Genomic DNA, 21,113 nt, shown 5'->3' with positions numbered 1-21,113 from the left:
TTCAGCTTAGGTGACGCGCACGTGCGCCACGTTCAATCGCGGCGGCGTGCAAACGGTCGATCTCCAGTTCGTAGCGGATTTCTTCAAGCAAGCGCAGCTCTGTCTCTTCCAATGTGCCGTCTGCTGCGGCCACGTCGCAGGCCAATGCATAGGCTGTCTCGTTGAGGCGGTCCGGCAGCGCTTCCTTGATTAAACCGAAAAGCGCATCAAGCCCGTCTTCCTGTTCGAACAAATCAAATACCATCTGGCTGACGGTTTTGATGCGGTCCACATCGAAGTCCGAGAAAATCGGGAGCAGGTTCACTGCGGACTGAATCTTGATCAGTTCGGTCGTGCCGATGTCGCCATCAGAGGCAGAGACAGCGACCATAACCGCTATCAGAGAATCCTGTGCGCTGAGCGCGAGAGACGGGTCATTTGTCATAGGATGGGTCCTTTGCGCGCGACTGGTTGGCTTGCAGAATATTGACGGCGTGGGCCTTGCGCAATAGATGAAGCGACAGCCGCGCGATTGGGCGCGGGTGATAATTTTCGGGAAGTCTGATATGTCTGAGATGCGGGATGCAGCAATGCAGAGCAAAGCGTGGCCTTTTGAAGAAGCGCGCCGGGTGCTCAAACGCTATCAGGGTAAGATGCCCGAGAAGGGGTATGTGTTATTCGAAACAGGTTATGGCCCCTCCGGTCTGCCACATATCGGCACCTTTGGTGAGGTGGCGCGCACGACAATGATCCGACGCGCATTTGAGGCGATCAGTGATATCCCAACGCGGTTGATCTGTTTTTCCGATGATCTGGACGGTATGCGCAAGGTACCGAGCAATGTGCCAGACCCAGAAGCCTTGGCAGAGCATCTGCAAAAACCGTTGACTTCGGTGCCAGACCCGTTTGGCGAATACGACAGCTTTGGTGATCATAACAACGCGATGCTGCGCCGGTTCCTCGATACATTTGGTTTTGAGTACGAATTTTACTCGGCTACAGAATTTTATGGCACCGGACAGTTTGACGAAACGCTGATGCGCGCGGCAGAGAAGTACGACGAGATCATGGCTGTGATGCTGAAATCTCTACGCGAAGAGCGCCGCCAGACCTATTCGATATTTCTGCCCATTCACCCCGAAACCGGTCGCGTGATGTATGTGCCGATGAAGAAAGTGGATGCCAAGGCAGGCACAATCACTTTTGACACTGAAGAGGGCGAAGAAATGACTTTGCCCCTGACAGGCGGGAATGTGAAGCTTCAGTGGAAGCCGGACTTTGGCGCGCGCTGGGCGGCGCTTGGTGTTGATTTCGAAATGTACGGCAAGGACCATTCGACCAACACGCCGATTTACGATTCGATCTGCCGGATACTGGGTGCCCGCGCGCCAGAGCACTTCACCTATGAGCTGTTTCTGGATCAGGATGGTCACAAGATTTCCAAGTCGTCGGGCAACGGCCTGACGATCGACGAATGGCTTACCTATGCCAGTGCCGAATCCCTGTCTTACTTCATGTATCTCAAGCCGAAGACGGCCAAGCGCATGTATTTCGATGTGATTCCGAAGGCTGTGGATGAATACCATCAGCAATTGCGCGCCTATGAAACGCAGGACATCAAGGCCCAGTTGAACAATCCTGTGTGGCATATTCACGGTGGCGACGTACCAAAATCTGATATGGTCGTGCCGTTCTCAATGTTGTTGAACCTTGCGTCGGTCTCATCGGCCGAGGACAAAGCACAGCTATGGGGCTTTATCCAGCGCTATGCACCCGAAGCGACACCTGAAAGCCACCCCGGTATGGATGCGGCGGCAGGCTATGCTGTGCGGTATTACAATGATTTTGTGAAGCCAGCAAAAGTGTTCCGCGCGCCGACCGAACTGGAGCGCGAAGCATTGGAAGACCTGCGCGCACAACTTGCTGCGTGGGATGGCGGTCTGGATGCCGAAGCGCTGCAAACCATGGTCTTTGCTGTCGGAAAGGACCGGTTTGAGCCGCTGCGTGACTGGTTCACCGCGCTTTATGAGGTTTTGCTTGGAGCATCCCAAGGGCCGCGGTTTGGCGGTTTTATCGCGCTGTACGGCGTTGATGAAACCGTTTCTCTGATCGACGATGCGCTGGCGGGAAAACTCACCAAGGCGTGAAACTCTTGCCCTCCGGCTTGCGTGATTTAGCTTATAACACGCAGGTCAGAGGAGTTGGCGAGATGAGAGTACTGGTATTGGCGACAGCTATGGCAGTCATTGGGGCGTGTGGCGCGTTGGCGCAGAATGCCGATATCCGCAGTACCATCAGCAGCCAGTTCGAAGCGTTCAAAGTCGATGATTTCGCCACGGCATTTACATTTGCCAGCCCCAGCCTTCAGCAATTTTTCCAATCCGCCGACAATTTCGGAATGATGGTGACGCAAGGCTATCCGATGGTGTGGCGGCCTGCGGAGGTGACCTATCTCGAGCTACGTGAAGAGGCAGGTACGTTTTGGCAGAAGGTCCAGATCATAGACGCCGAAGGTCGTGCGCATTATCTTGAGTACCGGATGATTGAGACTCCGGAAGGCTGGCGGATCAGTGGCGTTCAGATCCTTGATGCACCAGGCGCAGCGGTCTGAGATGCAACGCCACCGTGACGGTGGCGTAGCGGCCGATTAAGCCCTTGTTGATATTTCCCAATGCCTGTCCGGCAGTTGCGCCGGAGAAGCGCGAAAGGGATACATATGAACATGGCTACATACACGCCTGCCCCCTACTCAGAGGGTCTGGCGGCATATTCGAACGGGAACGGTACTCCGGGATCTCCTAGTTATGCCACCTCGGGGAATGGTGTCTTTGTCCCGGCAGATCAGGATTTTGGCGGCGCGTTGGAAATTCTGAAAACCGACAGCACGCAAAGAGTACGCTACAAAGGTCAAACGCCGATCGAGCCTGGTTGCTATGTCCAGATCAAGGTCCGGGTAAAAGCGATCAGTGGCAATTTGCCAGCGATCCGCATTGCAGCCTATGCAGCGCAATCGAACGGCTCCGCCATTCCGGGCGTTGTTACCGAAGGCGCAACCACGCCGTTGACGGCATACGGTAACGTTGTTGAGGTCAGTGCAATTATTGGCATCGGCAACCGCGCCGGAGTCGACATGGTGTGGGGGCCAAGTGCTGCTTACGGGCATTTTGGTATTGATCTGATCGGGCAGAACGGTGGCATTGTGCGTATCGATGACTTCGAGATCAATGACGTCTCAAATCTGTTTCTGGGAGACATTGTTGCGACAGTAGATGTACGCGATTTTGGTGCTATCGGGGATGGTGTCACCGATGACACTGCTGCGTTCGAGGCTGCAAATCGTGCCGCGGATGGCCGGACGGTTTTGATTCCTTCAGGGACTTTCCGACTGAACGGAGATGTTACGTTCGACACGCCGACAAAGTTTGTCGGCAAGGTGAGCATGCCGACTGCCGCAGTACTGCTTTTGCGCAGAAACTTTGATCTACCTAACTATATCGAGGCCTTCGAGGATGAAGAGCTTGCGTTTCGTAAGGCGTTTCAAGCCTTGCTCAACAACGCTGATCACGAATCCCTTGATTTGGGTGGCAGAAAGGTTGCGCTTACAAAACCCATTGATCTGCAGGCGGCGGTTCCAAACCGCACCAGATATGAGACCCGCCGCGCGATCCACAATGGTCAGTTGATCGCGCTTACTGGCGGCGATTGGGCGACGACGACGATCACTGCGCAGGCTACTTATGATCCGGGGAATTCGCGCACGCTGACAGGTGTTGCGAATGTGGCGAATATTCCGATTGGTAGCCATGTGAGCGGTGTAGGTGTCGGCCGCGAAATTTATGTGCGCGGCAAGAACGTTGCCCGCAACGAATTGACCTTGAATGGACCTTTGCACGATGCAGCGGGCACGCAAAACTTTACCTTCCGGCGTTACAAATACATGCTCGATTTTAGTGGCTTCGATGTCATCGCTAAATTCGTCCTGCACAATATTGAATTCCAGTGTCAGGAGCTGTGCAGCGGCATCATGTTGGCGAACGCTGGGACAATATTTACCGTTCGGGACTGTTTTATCACCACACCGAAAGATCGTGGAATCACATCGATGGGTGGTGGCTGTCAGGGCATGTTTATTGAGCGCTGTCAGTTTCTTTCATCCGAAAACGATGTGCCTGTATCGCAAAGAAAGACAATCGCGCTTAACGTTAACGCCAATGACGTGAAACTGCGCAACTGCAGGTCTGAACGGTTCAGGCATTTCGCGGTCATGACGGGTCAGAACCATCTTATCGTCGGGAACCACTTCTTTCAGGGTGATACGGTGAGCGGTGGCATCCGCTCCGCCGGTGTGGTTCTTGCAGAGCCATATGCTTCGTGCGTGTTCACCAACAACTATGTCGACAACGCATTCTTTGAGTGGACAAACGAGCGCGATCCAAGACCTGAATTCGACGGTGGCTTCTCCTTCAGCGCGCTTGATATCACCAGCAATATTTTTCTGTCAGGCGAGGTCGCAACCAGCTTTAGCTATCTGGTGGTGAAACCATATGGGGCAGGGCACTTTATCAACGGATTGAATGTGGCGGGCAATCGCTTCCGGAGTATCAACGGGTATGTCGAACGAGCCGAGCGTGTCGATACCAGCTATGCAGACCTGAATTTCACGCGCATGCGCAACGTCCGGTTTGAGGGGAATTCGTTTCACGGGGTAAGCAAGCCAGTCGCGAATCCGCATTTGTTGGAAGTGTCTGAAAATACGAACAGTCAAACCTGGGTTGTAGAAACAGGACCAGGGCTGCCGTTCGAAGCGCGGTCGCTAAGTGTGGATGCGGTGGTGGTGCGTGGCGGCGTCCGAAACGCGTCTAATCAGCTCAATTACGACACACCTTTTGTGCGGGCGCAGCAGGGTCCGAACGCGGATCAAGTGCATGTCGTGTGGTCAGAACCCGTGCGCGGCAAGATCGCCGTTACGGCACGCATGGATAATGATGTCGTATAAATAAATAGGCTTCGGCGGAGAACCTGCCGGAGCCACACCCGCTAGAAATCGCGCCAGAGGCCAATTTTCAGCGCGCTGTTGTCCCAATTCCCTATCTCGGCCTCTCCTCCGAGCTTTACCCGAAACTTGCCTTTTTCGGGTTTGAAGACGAGAGAAGGGGCGAGCGTTGCGATAGTGGTCCCGTCAACGTGCGCTGTATAAAGTTGAAGCATACCGGTTGTAATATCGGTGAAATTTACACCCAGTGTCGCGTCAACTTTGCTGACATGCTGGGCGTAGGTCAAATCCCAGATAACAGCAGCTTCGACGGTCATCCAGCCCGAGGTCTCTGCCCATGACGTGCCGCGCCCCCAACTGACGCCTGTCCGAAAATGGGGGAGTATTTCGTCACCGAGCCATCCAACACCTGCCCCCAGCTCATACGCCCACTTTGATCTGGCATCCGGAGCGCTAAGCGCACGGCGCAGTGAAAATGTCGCGATCCCGCCATGTAGCGCGTTGCGTGGTCGGAACATGCCGATATCCGCGATCACCGTTGTTTTATCACTTAGACCATACTCAAGATATGTCTGGCTGGCTGTATCAAGGGTGTATGTGCTGGCGAACGATACTTCCATAAAAGCCGACCCCTGCTCACGTAGCCAAGGGCCCGCTTGGGTCGTGGTGCCGTTCAAGGCGATTATGAAAATGGGAATAAGGCGATGTAGCAAGATGGCAGAGCTCCTGCCTATATCTTGGTTAACATCTGTTAATAAAAAGTTACTTGTCACAAAGAAAAAGGTCCGGCGCTTTGGCCGGACCTTTTGGAGTTCTTGTTATACCGTGACGCGGTCGCCACGTGGTCCGGCAATCAGCCAGACGATGAAGCCGACGACAGGGAAGACGACCACGCCGAGCGTCCAGAGAATTTTTGCCAGACCTGATGCGCGGGATGTGAAGATTTGGTAAATCGCATAAATGTCAGCGATCAGTACCAGAATGCCGATAAGACCATATTCCATGATTTTTTTCCTAAGTTTGCTGCGTTGTTGCTTGAATATACAACACGTGGTGCGACAAAAGGTTCCAATGGCGGTGTTGTTATGAGCTCGGAAATATTACTGGACGGCTCCAACGTACTGTTTTGGCAGGGCGGACAAACGAACAGCGCTGTTCCAGAACGCGTGGTAAGGGCGCTAATCGCGCGCCGGTATTCGCCCCGGGTTTTCTTTGATCACAGCATCGGCAGGCACATGAACCTTGTCGAGTTGGAGGCGATAGCATCGCTCGCTGAGGTCATCATTGCACCGCGCGGCACACCAGCTGATCCGATGTTGTTGGCAGATAGCGCCGGTGGACGAATCCAGATCGTGAGCAATGACCGCTTTCGTGCGTGGCGCGATCATTATCCCTGCTTACGCAATAGCACACTCGTGACGGGCCGGATCGGCAAAGGCGGGCGGGTGAGCTTCTCCAAAAAGCTCAGGGCCGCCGCGATCTAGCGGCCGCGCCGTTTGACCCCACCGCGCATACCACCCCGCCCCATGCTGCTGCGGCCTGATTTTTGTTTGGCGTCGTCAACGGCTTTTTCTACCGCATACTGCCGCGCCATTGGATCGTCCGCGATGGCAAGGTCTACAGCCTCCAGCCGCTTTACCTCGTCGCGCAGGCGTGCGGCCTCTTCGAACTCCAAGTTTTCGGCTGCCTTGCGCATGTCGGTGCGCAACCCTTCCAGCACGGTTTGTAGATTGCCGCCCGCCAACGGATTGTCGATCTTTGCGGTGACGCGGTTCATATCCACGTCTCCTTTGTAGAGACCGGCAAGGATGTCCTCGACGTTCTTCTTGACCGTTGTTGGCGTGATGCCGTGCTCTTCATTGTAGGCAAGCTGCTTCACGCGGCGGCGCTCGGTCTCGCCCATTGCGCGCTCCATGCTGCCGGTGATGCGGTCGGCATACATGATCACACGGCCTTCGGCGTTTCGTGCCGCGCGACCGATTGTCTGGATCAGCGACGTTTCCGAGCGTAGAAATCCCTCCTTATCCGCGTCCAGAATCGCGACTAGCCCACATTCGGGTATGTCCAGCCCTTCGCGCAGTAGGTTGATGCCAATCAGCACATCGAAGGCTCCAAGACGCAGGTCGCGCAAGATTTCGATCCGCTCGATTGTATCAATGTCCGAGTGCATGTACCGCACGCGGATGCCTTGTTCGTGCATGTATTCCGTCAGGTCTTCGGCCATGCGTTTGGTGAGTGTCGTGCAAAGCGTTCGCATGCCGTCTGCTGCAACCTTGCGCACCTCGTCAAGAAGATCATCGACCTGCATCTCGACGGGTCTGATTTCGATCACCGGATCAATCAGACCTGTGGGGCGAATGATCTGTTCGGTAAAGACACCGCCGGTCTGTTCGATTTCCCATGCCGCTGGTGTGGCAGACACAAATACGGACTGAGGGCGCATTGCGTCCCACTCCTCGAATTTGAGCGGGCGGTTATCCATGCAAGAGGGCAGGCGGAAACCGTGTTCAGCCAGCGTCATTTTGCGTCTGAAGTCACCTTTATACATCCCGCCGATCTGCGGGACGCTGACGTGGGATTCGTCAGCAAATACGATTGCATTGTCAGGGATGAATTCGAACAGCGTGGGGGGCGGCTCCCCCGGGGCGCGCCCCGTCAGATAGCGTGAGTAGTTTTCGATGCCGTTGCAGACACCTGTCGCTTCCAACATCTCAAGATCAAAATTTGTCCGCTGCTCAAGCCGCTGCGCTTCCAGCAGTTTGCCTTCAGCCACCAATTGATCGAGCCGCATCCGCAGCTCTTTCTTGATGCCGATGACGGCCTGATTCATCGTGGGTTTTGGCGTTACGTAGTGTGAGTTTGCGTAGATGCGCACCTGTTCCATTGTGCCGGTCTTTTCTCCGGTAAGCGGATCGAACTCGGTGATGCTTTCCAGCTCTTCGCCGAAGAACGAAAGCTTCCACGCGCGGTCATCAAGGTGGGCAGGAAAGATTTCCAAGCTATCGCCGCGCACACGAAATGCGCCCCGCTGAAACGCTGCATCATTACGTTTGTAGGCTTGCGCCACCAGATCGGCGATAACTTGTCGCTGGTCGTAGGAATTGCCAACCTTCAAATCTTGCGTCATCGCGCCATAGGTCTCGACCGAGCCGATGCCGTAGATGCACGACACCGAGGCCACGATGATCACGTCATCGCGTTCCAGCAGGGCGCGGGTGGCAGAGTGGCGCATCCGGTCGATCTGTTCATTGATCTGGCTTTCCTTCTCGATGAACGTGTCGGACCGCGCAACATAGGCTTCGGGCTGGTAATAATCGTAATAGCTGACGAAGTATTCGACCGCGTTGTCAGGAAAGAAACCCTTGAATTCACCATATAGCTGCGCTGCGAGTGTCTTGTTCGGGGCCAGAATGATAGCGGGGCGCTGTGTCTCTTCGATCATTTTCGCCATGGTAAAGGTCTTGCCCGTACCGGTCGCCCCCAGAAGAACCTGATTGCGTTCGCCGTTGCGGATACCCTCTGACAGCTCTTTGATTGCGGTCGGCTGGTCGCCTGCTGGTTCGAACTCGGTCGCCAGCACAAATGTCTTGCCGCCCTCCAGCTTTGGTCGGGAGCGGACATCAGGCGCGGGGTTCGCCAGAATGGGCGTTGCGTCGCTTCTGTCGGTTTGTGCATAGGGCATGGGGCAGTCTCCGGTTGCGAGGCTTATAGGTGTCATGTTTTCGCCAGTGTTCAAGGCATGGGGCGCGATAACCTGTCATAAACTGTCAGTAGAGCGCGCTCTTGATCCATTCGGACAGGCATGTCATATCCAACCCAGCCAATGACGGAGAGCCTCAATGCGCGCACGAATCTATCAACCTGCCCGTACCGCAATGTCCTCAGGGACGGCAAAAACCCATAAATGGGTGCTTGAATTTGCGCCGGCAGAAGCGCGCGAAGTTGATCCGCTGATGGGCTGGACGTCTTCGTCGGATACACAAAGCCAAGTAAAGCTGCAGTTCGCCAGCAAAGAAGAAGCTGTAGAATACGCGGCAGAGCATGGGATTGATGTGTTGGTGCAGGAACCGCACCGTCGCAAGCCGAACATTCGCGCAGGCGGCTATGGCGAAAACTTCGCAACGGGCCGTCGGGGTGCGTGGACACATTAGACTGCTGTAAATCGGGGTGAAAGCCCTGCGGTGATGCATTGATGGCGATCGCGCTAAGTGATCGGAACAACCGTTGGCAATCACGCAGAACCATTTTCGTAGCGTTTCAAAGAGCGGCCTATTTGGTCGCTCGAATTATTTCCAACATGGCTGGAGCCTATCCTTATGACCATCGCCCACCTCGTCACCCATTCCGGTGGCTTTCATGCGGATGAGCTGTTGTCCTCTGTCATCCTGACACGCTTGTTTCCTGAAGCCGAGCTGCTTCGCACGCGCGACAAGGCGTGGATCACGCCTGGTGAGGACCGGATTATTTATGACGTGGGCGGTGATTTTGATGCAGCGGCGCAGATTTTTGATCACCATCAGCGACCCAACCCGCTGCGCGAAGACGGCCAACCTTATAGCTCATTCGGTTTGATCTGGGCGCATTATGGTCGCGACTACCTGCGTGCGATGGATGTTCCCGAAAAAGATGTCGAGGCGATCCATGACTCGTTTGATAGAGGTTTCGTTCTGCCCGTTGACTTGGTCGATAACGGCGCCGTGAATACATCTGAGGCCGGCCCGTTGTTTTCGGGTTTGACCTTGCCGGTGCTTCTGGAAAGCCTGAAAACCGTGTTTGATGATCGCGAAGAGGGCGCCGACGACCGTGCTTTCATGGCAGCGCTGCCCGTGGCGCGCGCATTTGTCGAAGCGCAGATCAAACGCAAGGCCGCCAAATTTCGCGCTGAAGACATGGTGATGGCGGCGATCGACGCCGCAGGTGAGGGCCGTATTCTGGATCTGCCAATGGGGATGCCGTTCCGTGCTGGTGTGGAAAAGGCCGGAGCCGACCATCTGTTGTTCGTTATCCATCCACGCGGCACAGACTGGACACTTACCACGATCCGCATAGGCGACGATACGTTCGACAACCGCGCAGACTTGCCCGCCTCTTGGGCAGGATTGACCGATGACGCGCTGGAAGCGGCTACTGGCGTCACGGGGGCAAAGTTTTGTCACAACGGCCGGTTTATTGCGGTGGCAGCGTCACGCGAAGCAGTCCTGAAAATGGCTGATATCGCGGTGGCAGAGGCCTTGGCGGAATAATTTTTGCGACGCCCGACCTATTGTTCGAGCAGGGCGTCGCAGTAATAGTGACGGAGTGGCGTCACACGAGGGCAACATTGGCAACCGCACCTTTGAACTCTGGCTACTTGCGGCTGGTCTGAAAATGCCGGACGGCACCCACCGTTAGAGTTCGATATGCTCTGCCCCAATCGTCGCGATCAGTTTGTTGCCGCTGCGCGAGATCCCCTCACGGTGGCGCGTCACGGTAAAAGTCGCATCCATATCCTGAAACGAGCGCATGTAAGGGACAAGGTTCATCGCCATCACATCTGCCGAAAGGATGCGGTGCGGCGTCATTGTTTCAACTGACGCACCTGCCTTCGCTGCAATCCCGGCTGCCTGCAAGGCGGGGTGATCTCCACATTCGTCATAGATCAGAAAATTGCCTGCGGGCTTTACATCACCTGAAATAGTGCCCCAAGAGGAGACGGCATGCGGTTGGTCGTCGTGCTGCTCGAATAGTTCCATGTTTGGCAGTCTGCCCGTCGGAACGATAACCACATCTGGGTTAAGCCGGTCACATCAGCGCTTTGCGCCCAAGTATATAAAAATGAAACGTCACATCCCTCTCCACACATTGTGCCATGTCCCAGTCCATGATCCCGATGATCTCCCGGAGACGCGGCGATTGTGGCGTCGGTCGCCGCTGTCCGTCTGGTTCTGATGCGAACAGGGGCGAATGTCATCCTCACGCCCCTCGAAGGCGGTCAGAAAGTCCATCCCCCCCCGTTGAGCCAACACGATTGCCAGTCGCTGGGTTCCTGAGCCGTCACCGATAGGCTGATTTCGTGCGTCTGCTGACGCTGTGAGTAAAGTGCATCAATTAGGCATTCCTCACTTGGTATAGTGAAGGCGTCCCACCTCACCAAACAAGAGCTGCCACTACCTGTAAGCGTCCCACGATTTAGAGTCATAGTAAGGTGAGGGAAGAGTGGACTATACATTCTTCAGTAAAGTCCCCTTAGTCGGCAACCGCCCAACCGGAGCGATGTTCGCGACGCGCATCGCAAAATGCTGCTGCTGCTCTAGGTGTAGTACTACACCCTGATCGAACGAGGCTTCCGATGGACCAGAATGCGCGCAATAATCTGAAACTCTACGATGATGTGGCCAGCCAGTGGTGGTCTGACGACATTCGCTGGGTCCGCACGCTCAAGAATATGGTGCCCGGCAGGCTTGGATACTTCGACACACTCTATAACTGGCAGGGCAAAAAGGTGTTGGATCTTGGCTGCGCTGGTGGGTTCATGGCAGAAGCGCTGGATGATCGAGGTGCCCATGTGACAGGCATCGACCCGGCTGCCGAGGCGATTGCAGCAGCGCGCGACCACGCTCATGACCGCAGTATACAGTATGATATAGGAGTAGGGGAGGCGCTGCCGTATTCTGATGGCGCCTTTGATGTGGTCGTCTGTGTAGATGTATTAGAGCATGTCACGGATCTGCAGGCGGTTCTGGATGAAGTTTCCCGTGTTCTCAAACCTGGGGGCATGTTTCTGTTCGATACGATCAATCGTAATCCGCTGGCCCGCCTTGCTACTATAACAATAGCAGAAGACGTGCTGCGTCTGCTTCCCAAAGGCACGCATGATCCAGACATGTTTATTAAACCCTCGGAGCTCCGGGCCGGTTTGCAGGCCGCCGGAATGAAAGTCGGCAAGCTCACAGGGCTTGGTCCAAGAGGAATCAGTCGCCGTGGTGACCTGATATTCGGTCGATTGCCGCTGACAGCGATCATTTACATGGGATCGGCGGCAAAACCGCGGGTCTGAGTCGGGTTTGATTCCTCTGATTTACGGCGAGTCGGGGTGGAACTGGCCGATTCCGCCGAAAAGCATGCCCAATTTTTGCCCACTGCCGCAAGTTTTCACGGAAATGACAGAGGTGTGGATAAAAAGTATTTGGCAGACATCTTCAGCAGGGCCATAAAAATAAGGGAAAACAAAGACGAATATCGGCGCGGCTCAGAAAAATGGACCTTTTGGTCATTTCTGTGAAAAAAGCGCTTGCGGGTTTGGTGAACAAACCCTAGAACCCCCCTTACCGAAGCGCAGCAATGAGCTACGGGGCAGCGGACGGAACGAAGCGGAGACGCGGAGGGAAGGAAGCGAAGGAAGAAAATCAGAGGTACTGACGGGCGGGCGCGCCAATAAGATATGGCGCATCCGGTTGATATTTGTCTCTACGTTATTTGAAAATTGAATATCTGAAGAGATATGTGGGCGGTTTGGTCTATTTCGATGGATCAACGTCTGTATATCGCGCTCTTAGGCTTCGGTCGATGATAGAGTGTCAGCTTCACTGTTTGACGGACTTTCGATTACTTTGGTAATCTTTAGTACATCAAACGGAGAAAAACGCCTGTACTATTCAGTAAGTAGTGCAGGACGATGTGCAGAGGTTCGACGTCAAGGATATGATCGTAAGATCATTTCAACTTGAGAGTTTGATCCTGGCTCAGAACGAACGCTGGCGGCAGGCCTAACACATGCAAGTCGAGCGCACCCTTCGGGGCGAGCGGCGGACGGGTTAGTAACGCGTGGGAACATACCCTTTACTACGGAATAGCCTCGGGAAACTGAGAGTAATACCGTATGTGCCCTTCGGGGGAAAGATTTATCGGTAAAGGATTGGCCCGCGTTAGATTAGATAGTTGGTGGGGTAATGGCCTACCAAGTCTACGATCTATAGCTGGTTTTAGAGGATGATCAGCAACACTGGGACTGAGACACGGCCCAGACTCCTACGGGAGGCAGCAGTGGGGAATCTTAGACAATGGGCGCAAGCCTGATCTAGCCATGCCGCGTGTGTGATGAAGGCCTTAGGGTCGTAAAGCACTTTCGCCAGGGATGATAATGACAGTACCTGGTAAAGAAACCCCGGCTAACTCCGTGCCAGCAGCCGCGGTAATACGGAGGGGGTTAGCGTTGTTCGGAATTACTGGGCGTAAAGCGTACGTAGGCGGATCAGAAAGTAAGGGGTGAAATCCCAGGGCTCAACCCTGGAACTGCCTCTTAAACTCCTGGTCTTGAGTTCGAGAGAGGTGAGTGGAATTCCGAGTGTAGAGGTGAAATTCGTAGATATTCGGAGGAACACCAGTGGCGAAGGCGGCTCACTGGCTCGATACTGACGCTGAGGTACGAAAGTGTGGGGAGCAAACAGGATTAGATACCCTGGTAGTCCACACCGTAAACGATGAATGCCAGTCGTCGGGCAGTATACTGTTCGGTGACACACCTAACGGATTAAGCATTCCGCCTGGGGAGTACGGTCGCAAGATTAAAACTCAAAGGAATTGACGGGGGCCCGCACAAGCGGTGGAGCATGTGGTTTAATTCGAAGCAACGCGCAGAACCTTACCAACCCTTGACATCCTGTGCTAACCCGAGAGATCGGGCGTTCACTTCGGTGACGCAGTGACAGGTGCTGCATGGCTGTCGTCAGCTCGTGTCGTGAGATGTTCGGTTAAGTCCGGCAACGAGCGCAACCCACATCTTTAGTTGCCATCATTTAGTTGGGCACTCTAAAGAAACTGCCCGTGATAAGCGGGAGGAAGGTGTGGATGACGTCAAGTCCTCATGGCCCTTACGGGTTGGGCTACACACGTGCTACAATGGCAGTGACAATGGGTTAATCCCAAAAAGCTGTCTCAGTTCGGATTGGGGTCTGCAACTCGACCCCATGAAGTCGGAATCGCTAGTAATCGCGTAACAGCATGACGCGGTGAATACGTTCCCGGGCCTTGTACACACCGCCCGTCACACCATGGGAGTTGGTTCTACCCGACGGCCGTGCGCCAACCCGTAAGGGAGGCAGCGGACCACGGTAGGATCAGCGACTGGGGTGAAGTCGTAACAAGGTAGCCGTAGGGGAACCTGCGGCTGGATCACCTCCTTTCTAAGGATGTTTCTAGTAACTAGGCTTGCCTAGCTCGTGAAACACTTAGCAGGACAGCAAACAAAGCTGTCCATATTTGGAACATCTTAGGATGTTCTTCGGACCGAGCCGTCCTCATATCTCTTCAGAAACAGAACACGAGCTACCGCTCGTATGGGTCGGTAGCTCAGGTGGTTAGAGCGCACGCCTGATAAGCGTGAGGTCGGAGGTTCAAGTCCTCCTCGACCCACCATGATCCCGTAAGGGACTGATGGGGCCTTAGCTCAGCTGGGAGAGCGCCTGATTTGCATTCAGGAGGTCAGGAGTTCGATCCTCCTAGGCTCCACCATTACACGTAGAACACATCTTCAAGCAGTCATCAGACTTCTTGGACGTCTGTTCTACAGACGAATTAACATCGTAAAGAGAGATACAAATTACAGCACTGTATGGTCGCGCCGAGTGTGGCGATGATCTCAGTGGGTGCTGATCCCGCAAGGGTGACGCGAGCATTTGCATGGACTGTTTCCTCGGTCCCCCAGATGTCTGCCTGCTGAAAGCGACAGTGTTGTCCAAGTCAAGTACACTAACCGGAGTGGTCGTAAGGCCACTCGAAAAGTTGCAGCCCTGCACGGGTCTGCAACAGTTATGTATGCTTTTGATCTGGAAACAGGGATGACAGTTTCTTACCAGCTTCTGTTATCCACGAGAGACGCAAGTCTTTCTCTTTCTGGATCAAATCAAGCGCGAAAAGGGCGTTTGGTGAATGCCTTGGCAGTAAGAGGCGATGAAAGACGTGATACTCTGCGATAAGCCATGGGGAGCCGAGAATAGGCCGTGATCCATGGATTTCTGAATGGGGCAACCCACCTGATACTTTGTTATTGTTGCCACTTCGGTGGCTCTCAATAATGAGGTAAAACAGGTATTTCTAGACTGAATACATAGGTTTAGAAAAGCAAACCCGGGGAACTGAAACATCTAAGTACCCGGAGGAAAGGAAATCAATATGATACTCCCCTAGTAGCGGCGAGCGAACGGGGACCAGCCGAGCCATGATTGTGGTTAGAATGCGTTGGAATGCGCAACCAGAGTGGGTGATAGTCCCGTATAAGAAGCATGATTGGACGTATTAAGTAGGGCGGAACACGTGAAATTCTGTCTGAAGATCGGAGGACCACCTTCGAAGGCTAAGTACTCCTTACTGACCGATAGTGAACCAGTACCGTGAGGGAAAGGTGAAAAGCACCCCGACGAGGGGAGTGAAACAGTACCTGAAACCGAACGCCTACAATCAGTTGGAGGGCCCTTGCGGCCTGACAGCGTACCTTTTGTATAATGGGTCATCGACTTGGTCTCTCAAGCAAGCTTAAGCCGTTAGGTGTAGGCGCAGCGAAAGCGAGTCTTAATAGGGCGAATGAGTTTGAGGGATCAGACCCGAAACCGAGTGATCTAGGCATGGCCAGGTTGAAGGTAAGGTAACACTTACTGGAGGACCGAACCCACATCCGTTGAAAAGGATCGGGATGAGCTGTGCCTAGGGGTGAAAGGCCAATCAAACTCGGAGATAGCTGGTTCTCTGCGAAATCTATTTAGGTAGAGCGTCGACCGAATACCCTCGGGGGTAGAGCACTGGATGGGTAATGGGGCCCCACAGGCTTACTGATCCTAACCAAACTCCGAATACCGAGGAGTACTAGTCGGCAGACACACGGCGAATGCTAACGTCCGTCGTGAAGAGGGAAACAACCCTGACCTACAGCTAAGGCCCCTAATTCATGGCTAAGTGGGAAAGCAGGTGGGACGACCAAAACAACCAGGAGGTTGGCTTAGAAGCAGCCATCCTTTAAAGATAGCGTAACAGCTCACTGGTCTAAATAAGTTGTCCTGCGGCGAAGATGTAACGGGGCTCAAGCCATGAGCCGAAGCTTAGGATGCATTTATTGCATGGTAGCAGAGCGTAGTGTGACATAGTTCCATGTGTCCTTATCCTCCTTCGGGTGGAATTGGACACAAGGAGCTTTCTGTGAAGCGGGCCTGTGAGGGATCCCGTGGAGAGATCACTAGTGAGAATGATGACATGAGTAGCGACAAAGAGTGTGAGAGACACTCTCGCCGAAAATCCAAGGGTTCCTGCTTAAAGCTAATCTGAGCAGGGTAAGCCGACCCCTAAGGCGAGGCCGAAAGGCGTAGTCGATGGGAACCAGGTTAATATTCCTGGGCCAGATGGAAGTGACGGATCACAGAGGTAGTTCATCCTTATCGGATTGAATGGGCTGCTGAGTGGTTCCTGGAAATAGCTCCATCGCTAGATCGTACCCTAAACCGACACAGGTGGATAGGTAGAGAATACCAAGGCGCTTGAGAGAACTATGTTGAAGGAACTCGGCAAAATACCTCCGTAAGTTCGCGAGAAGGAGGCCCGGTTTCTAGGCAACTAGAGGCTGGGGGCACAAACCAGGGGGTGGCGACTGTTTATTAAAAACACAGGGCTCTGCGAAGTCGTAAGACGACGTATAGGGTCTGACGCCTGCCCGGTGCCTGAAGGTTAAAAGGAGGGGTGAGAGCTCTGAATTGAAGCCCAGGTAAACGGCGGCCGTAACTATAACGGTCCTAAGGTAGCGAAATTCCTTGTCGGGTAAGTTCCGACCTGCACGAATGGCGTAACGACTTCCCCGCTGTCTCCAACATAGACTCAGCGAAATTGAATTACCGGTCAAGATGCCGGTTACCCGCGGTTAGACGGAAAGACCCCGTGCACCTTTACTACAACTTCACACTGGCATTAGGCCGAACATGTGCAGGATAGGTGGTGGGCTTTGAAGCAGGGACGCCAGTCCCTGTGGAGCCTCCCTTGAGATACCACCCTTGTTCTGCTTGATGTCTAACCGCGGTCCGTTATCCGGATCCGGGACCCTGTGTGGTGGGTAGTTTGACTGGGGCGGTCGCCTCCTAAATCGTAACGGAGGCGCGCGAAGGTTGGCTCAGAGCGGTCGGAAATCGCTCGTTGAGTGCAATGGCAGAAGCCAGCCTGACTGCGAGACTGACAAGTCGAGCAGAGTCGAAAGACGGCCATAGTGATCCGGTGGTCCCAAGTGGGAGGGCCATCGCTCAACGGATAAAAGGTACGCCGGGGATAACAGGCTGATACTGCCCAAGAGTCCATATCGACGGCAGTGTTTGGCACCTCGATGTCGGCTCATCTCATCCTGGGGCTGGAGCAGGTCCCAAGGGTACGGCTGTTCGCCGTTTAAAGAGGTACGTGAGCTGGGTTTAGAACGTCGTGAGACAGTTCGGTCCCTATCTTCCGTGGGTGTAGGATACTTGAGAGGAGTTGCCCCTAGTACGAGAGGACCGGGGTGAACGATCCACTGGTGGATCTGTTGTGGCGCCAGCCGCAGTGCAGAGTAGCTATGATCGGACAGGATAACCGCTGAAGGCATCTAAGCGGGAAGCCCCCCTCAAAACAAGGTATCCCTGAGAGCCGAGGTAGACTACCTCGTCGATAGGCCAGAGATGTAAGCGTGGTAACACGTTCAGTTGACTGGTACTAATGGCTCGATAGGCTTGATTTGATCCAGTAACAGATAGACTTCTGTTTCTAGACAATCAAAAGCATACACACACATCAGTTGTACTGACTTGGACACTATCTGAATTTGTTTGGTTTGGTGATCATAGCGTAAGCAAAACACCCGGTCCCATCCCGAACCCGGCAGTTAAGTGCTACTGCGCCAATGGTACTGCGTCTTAAGGCGTGGGAGAGTAGGTCATCGCCAAACCTAACAAGTCCAGATAGTGAGTATCTCTCATTACAATGCTACAAAAAAGCCCCGATGGTTCATCCCGCCGGGGCTTTCGCTTGTTTACGAGTGAGATGTTGACACGTACATCCAGGCACTTAGCTCTATCACTTTTATCAGGGTCGCTAGGTCTCAGCTCGAGAGCTCAATCTTTTCCAAAAATCTCAATAAAAACCCCAGAATGTCCATTTTCGGAACACCGTTCCGCAGTTGTCTGTAGACATCATCGTTCCGATCCTCATTATGTCATCTTCTATGACAGCGAAATTTAATTCTTTGGTGGCCGAATGACAGGCCAGGTTACAGATCGCAAATTTGCGAACACGCTAGCGCGTGGCTTAGACGTATTGCGGGCGTTTCGCGCCAGTGACAACGGCTTGACCCATGCCCAAATCGCTGACCGGACCGGACTGCCAAAACCAACTATCTCCAGACTTACCTATACGTTGTGCGAACTTGGATATCTCAGCCACGGGGGCAGGAATGACCGCTTCCGGCTTGGACCAGCCGCAATTGTACTAGGTTCTGTTGCGTCGGTTTCCGTTGGCTTTGTTGATATGGTAAGCGACGATATGCAGCGCCTCGCGGATGCAACCGGTACTCTTGCCCTCATTTCGGTGAGGGATTCAGACCGCATGATGTTGGTGCGGACCTGGCGGCCCGCCACTGCTTCGGCGATCTGGTTAGAACCGGGCCATCGCATACCTGTGCATGGATCTTCTTCTGGTATGGCCTATCTTGCCGCGCTTGATGATGAGCGGTTCGCCAGTATGAGCCCTGATGAGGACATGCAGATTTTTAGGCAAAAGGGCTATGACCAATTGTTGGCACGCGGCTTTGTCATTACGCCCGATGTCACGCGATACGCTAGTACAGTCAACGCGGTTAGCGTTCCCTATTACGCAAATGAATTTGGTGAAGCTGTCGCATTTACATGTGGAGGCACGCCAGATGCACTTCCTAGAAAGCGCATGCAGAATGACGTGGGTCCCGCTTTGCACGCGCTTGTAAAAGAACTCGAAAATCGCACCGGATGTGCGCCAGCGCTATGCCGCCGTGGATAAACTCAAGGAGAAATCAATGTCCGTCCCCGTATCTTTTTCTGTTAACGGCCCTGTCGCCATCCTGCGCATCCAGAACCCGCCGGTCAATGCGCTGTCGCAGGCCGTGCGGCAGGGGCTATCGGACGGCATGGATCGCGCGGAAGCCGACCCTGATATAAAAGCAGTTGTTATCGTGGGGGATGGCCGCGCGTTTATCGCAGGTGCAGATATAACCGAGTTTGGCAAACCGCCGATGGAGCCATTTCTGGGGGATCTATGTGCGCGGATTGAAGGTTCGCCTTTGCTCGTGGTCGCATCAATGCATGGTGTTTCTCTTGGCGGCGGGTTGGAAATCGCTTTGGCTACGCATTACCGAATTGCACAGCCGAGCGCCCGGGTTGGTTTGCCTGAGGTTCACCTGGGGCTCTTGCCTGGGGCCGGAGGCACTCAACGGCTGCCGCGCCTAACCGGAGCAAACAAAGCGATCGAAGTGATCACATCAGGACGGCAGGTCAAAGCAACAGAAGCTTTGGACATGGGCATTGTTGATGAGATCAAAGAGGGTGATCCGCAAGAGGTTGGCGTAGCTTATGCGATGGACCTGATCGCAGCGGCTGCACCGCGACGGGTGGTGTCCGACCTGCCTGCAGCAGACCCGATAGATTGGAACGCGGCCCATGAAGGTGCACTTCAAAAAGCGCGCGGCCAACTAAGCCCCGGTGCCGCTGTCCGCGCTGTTCAGGCAGCATCCGAGCTACCTTTTGACAAAGGTATGCAGCGCGAACGTGAATTGTTCATGGAGATGCTGCAAAGTGATCAAAGCCGCGGGATGATCCACGCCTTCTTTAATGAACGCGCTGTCAGTAACTTGCCCGAACTCAAAGGCGTGACACCACGTGCTCTTCAGGCGATCGGAGTGATAGGCGGCGGGACAATGGGCGCAGGGATTGCAACGGCGGCTCTCTTGGCGCAATTGCAAGTGGTATTGATCGAAACAGGTGAAGAGCAGGCCAATGCTGCGCGCAACCGGATCGAAGGCAATCTGTCCGGTGCGCTCAAACGGGGAAAAATCACCCAAGAGCAATTTGATGCGCTGACCACGCAGGCGCTTACTGTGGCGGTGAGCTATGACAGCCTTGCGCAGGTCGATCTGGTGATTGAGGCCGTATTTGAGGATATGGCAGTCAAGAAAGAAGTGTTTGGCAAATTGGACGCCGTCTGCAAGCCAGGCGCAATATTGGCCTCAAACACGTCATATCTGGACATCGATGAGATCGCGGCGTCCACATCGCGCCCTGCCGATGTGATCGGACTGCATTTCTTCTCTCCTGCTCACATCATGAAGCTTCTCGAAGTTGTTGTTGCCGACAAAACCGCTGCAGTCGTTGTCGCGACAGGGTTTGAACTAGGCAAACGTTTGGGGAAAATCTCGGTGCGCGCGGGCGTTTGCGACGGGTTCATCGGCAACCGTATTCTGGCAGTTTACCGGACGGCGGCAGATCACATGGTGCTCGATGGCGCGTCCCCTTATCAGATTGATCGCGCGCTAACGGGTTTTGGTTTTGCCATGGGGCCGTTTGCTGTCGCAGACCTTGCCGGCCTTGATATTGGCTGGATGACTCGCAAGCGCAAAGCGCCTGACCGCCATCCCGAAGAGCGGGTACCAACATACATCGATAAACTCTGCGAACAGGGCCATTTCGGCCAAAAAACGGGCGAAGGATATTACCTGTACGAAAAGGGCCAACGCGCCAGCGTGCCCAATCCCAAGATCCCCGAGCTTATCGCCGCCGAGCAAGCTGAATTGAAAATTACGCCACGTGAGTTCACTGATCAGGAGATTGTCAGGCGCTACATGTGTGCCATGGTGAACGAAGCCGCAAAAGTAGTGGAGGAAGGCATCGCCCGACGACCTGCTGACGTGGATATGGTTCTGCTCTTTGGCTATGGCTTTCCGCGTTATTGGGGCGGGCCATTGAAGTGGGCTGATTTGCAGGGCCTGCCCGCTGTTTTGGCCGATATTAAGCGTTTTGCGCAAGACGATGCTTGGTTCTGGAAGCCAAGCGCCTTGCTAGAACAGCTTGTGGCCGATGGCCGCAGTTTTGAAGACCTAAACCGTCAAGGCGCTAAGTAGCGTCCACACGGTATCGAATGG

At 54.2% G+C, this 21,113-nt stretch carries 15 protein-coding genes, 2 tRNA genes and 3 rRNA genes; 15 read left to right on the top strand and 5 right to left on the bottom strand.

From position 1 onward, the window contains the following. Position 1: 1 nt before the first annotated feature. A complete protein-coding gene (locus tag K3757_RS15910) occupies positions 2–424 on the bottom strand; it encodes a tellurite resistance TerB family protein (RefSeq protein WP_259996953.1) in 423 nt (140 codons plus the stop codon). A 121-nt stretch (positions 425–545) separates the two neighbouring features. Between K3757_RS15910 and K3757_RS15905 the strand changes: the two genes are divergently transcribed. The 3 genes from K3757_RS15905 (at position 546) to K3757_RS15895 (ending at position 4,975) form a co-directional block, all read left to right on the top strand. Further along, on the top strand, positions 546–2,126 hold the full coding sequence (locus K3757_RS15905; RefSeq protein ID WP_259996952.1) for a lysine--tRNA ligase: 1,581 nt from the start codon (positions 546–548) through the stop codon (positions 2,124–2,126). Between the two features lie 62 nt (positions 2,127–2,188). Next, positions 2,189–2,590, top strand: coding sequence for a DUF4864 domain-containing protein (locus K3757_RS15900; protein WP_259996951.1), 402 nt, complete (start codon positions 2,189–2,191; stop codon positions 2,588–2,590). Positions 2,591–2,695: 105 nt separating this feature from the next. Continuing rightward, positions 2,696–4,975 carry a glycoside hydrolase family 55 protein gene (locus tag K3757_RS15895; RefSeq protein WP_259996950.1) on the top strand — a complete coding sequence of 760 codons (2,280 nt, stop codon included), beginning with the start codon at positions 2,696–2,698 and terminating at the stop codon, positions 4,973–4,975. Between the two features lie 41 nt (positions 4,976–5,016). Here the strand turns inward: K3757_RS15895 and K3757_RS15890 are convergent, their stop codons facing one another. After that, a complete protein-coding gene (locus K3757_RS15890; RefSeq protein WP_259996949.1) occupies positions 5,017–5,592 on the bottom strand; it encodes a hypothetical protein in 576 nt (191 codons plus the stop codon). Between the two features lie 198 nt (positions 5,593–5,790). Continuing rightward, positions 5,791–5,976 (bottom strand): PLDc N-terminal domain-containing protein, encoded by a 186-nt coding sequence (locus K3757_RS15885; protein ID WP_259996948.1) that lies wholly within the window; start codon positions 5,974–5,976, stop codon positions 5,791–5,793. Between the two features lie 81 nt (positions 5,977–6,057). Here K3757_RS15885 and K3757_RS15880 point away from each other — a divergent pair, with 81 nt between their 5' ends. Beyond that, positions 6,058–6,456 (top strand): hypothetical protein, encoded by a 399-nt coding sequence (locus K3757_RS15880; RefSeq protein ID WP_259996945.1) that lies wholly within the window; start codon positions 6,058–6,060, stop codon positions 6,454–6,456. On the opposite strand, the gene uvrB is transcribed toward K3757_RS15880, so the two are convergent. Then, positions 6,453–8,654 (bottom strand): excinuclease ABC subunit UvrB, encoded by a 2,202-nt coding sequence (gene uvrB, locus K3757_RS15875; RefSeq protein WP_259996944.1) that lies wholly within the window; start codon positions 8,652–8,654, stop codon positions 6,453–6,455. The genes K3757_RS15880 and uvrB overlap by 4 nt on opposite strands. Before the next feature lie 157 nt (positions 8,655–8,811). Here uvrB and K3757_RS15870 point away from each other — a divergent pair, with 157 nt between their 5' ends. Together K3757_RS15870 and K3757_RS15865 are read left to right on the top strand one after the other, a co-directional pair. Then, positions 8,812–9,123, top strand: coding sequence for an ETC complex I subunit (locus K3757_RS15870; protein WP_259996942.1), 312 nt, complete (start codon positions 8,812–8,814; stop codon positions 9,121–9,123). Between the two features lie 165 nt (positions 9,124–9,288). Next, positions 9,289–10,215 (top strand): MYG1 family protein, encoded by a 927-nt coding sequence (locus K3757_RS15865; RefSeq protein ID WP_259996941.1) that lies wholly within the window; start codon positions 9,289–9,291, stop codon positions 10,213–10,215. A 144-nt stretch (positions 10,216–10,359) separates the two neighbouring features. Here K3757_RS15865 and K3757_RS19160 read toward each other — a convergent pair whose 3' ends face one another. Continuing rightward, positions 10,360–10,704 carry a hypothetical protein gene (locus tag K3757_RS19160; protein WP_409202551.1) on the bottom strand — a complete coding sequence of 115 codons (345 nt, stop codon included), beginning with the start codon at positions 10,702–10,704 and terminating at the stop codon, positions 10,360–10,362. Positions 10,705–11,300: 596 nt separating this feature from the next. Between K3757_RS19160 and ubiG the strand changes: the two genes are divergently transcribed. The 9 genes from ubiG (at position 11,301) to K3757_RS15815 (ending at position 21,092) form a co-directional block, all read left to right on the top strand. Continuing rightward, positions 11,301–12,008 carry a bifunctional 2-polyprenyl-6-hydroxyphenol methylase/3-demethylubiquinol 3-O-methyltransferase UbiG gene (gene ubiG / locus K3757_RS15855; protein WP_259996937.1) on the top strand — a complete coding sequence of 236 codons (708 nt, stop codon included), beginning with the start codon at positions 11,301–11,303 and terminating at the stop codon, positions 12,006–12,008. Positions 12,009–12,044: 36 nt separating this feature from the next. After that, the gene (locus K3757_RS15850; protein WP_259996927.1) at positions 12,045–12,233 is read left to right on the top strand and encodes a hypothetical protein; all 189 of its coding nucleotides are present in this window, start codon (positions 12,045–12,047) and stop codon (positions 12,231–12,233) included. A gap of 437 nt (positions 12,234–12,670) precedes the next feature. Next, a 16S ribosomal RNA gene (locus K3757_RS15845) occupies positions 12,671–14,133 on the top strand. A gap of 155 nt (positions 14,134–14,288) precedes the next feature. Further along, positions 14,289–14,365, top strand: a tRNA-Ile gene (locus K3757_RS15840). Positions 14,366–14,385: 20 nt separating this feature from the next. Beyond that, a tRNA-Ala gene (locus K3757_RS15835) sits at positions 14,386–14,461 on the top strand. 389 nt (positions 14,462–14,850) lie between these two features. After that, positions 14,851–17,687: ribosomal RNA gene (locus K3757_RS15830) — 23S ribosomal RNA — on the top strand. A 92-nt stretch (positions 17,688–17,779) separates the two neighbouring features. Further along, a 5S ribosomal RNA gene (gene rrf / locus K3757_RS15825) occupies positions 17,780–17,894 on the top strand. Together the 16S, 23S and 5S rRNA genes with 2 tRNA genes alongside form the textbook arrangement of a ribosomal RNA operon. A gap of 308 nt (positions 17,895–18,202) precedes the next feature. Continuing rightward, positions 18,203–18,979 (top strand): IclR family transcriptional regulator, encoded by a 777-nt coding sequence (locus K3757_RS15820; protein ID WP_259996926.1) that lies wholly within the window; start codon positions 18,203–18,205, stop codon positions 18,977–18,979. 16 nt (positions 18,980–18,995) lie between these two features. Continuing rightward, the gene (locus tag K3757_RS15815; protein ID WP_259996925.1) at positions 18,996–21,092 is read left to right on the top strand and encodes a 3-hydroxyacyl-CoA dehydrogenase NAD-binding domain-containing protein; all 2,097 of its coding nucleotides are present in this window, start codon (positions 18,996–18,998) and stop codon (positions 21,090–21,092) included. Positions 21,093–21,113: the final 21 nt, after the last annotated feature.

It is taken from the genome of Sulfitobacter sp. S223 (genome assembly GCF_025143825.1).
Lineage (GTDB): Bacteria > Pseudomonadota > Alphaproteobacteria > Rhodobacterales > Rhodobacteraceae > Sulfitobacter.
Note: the sequence above shows the minus strand (reverse complement) of the source record. Positions and strands in the feature narration are given on the sequence as shown.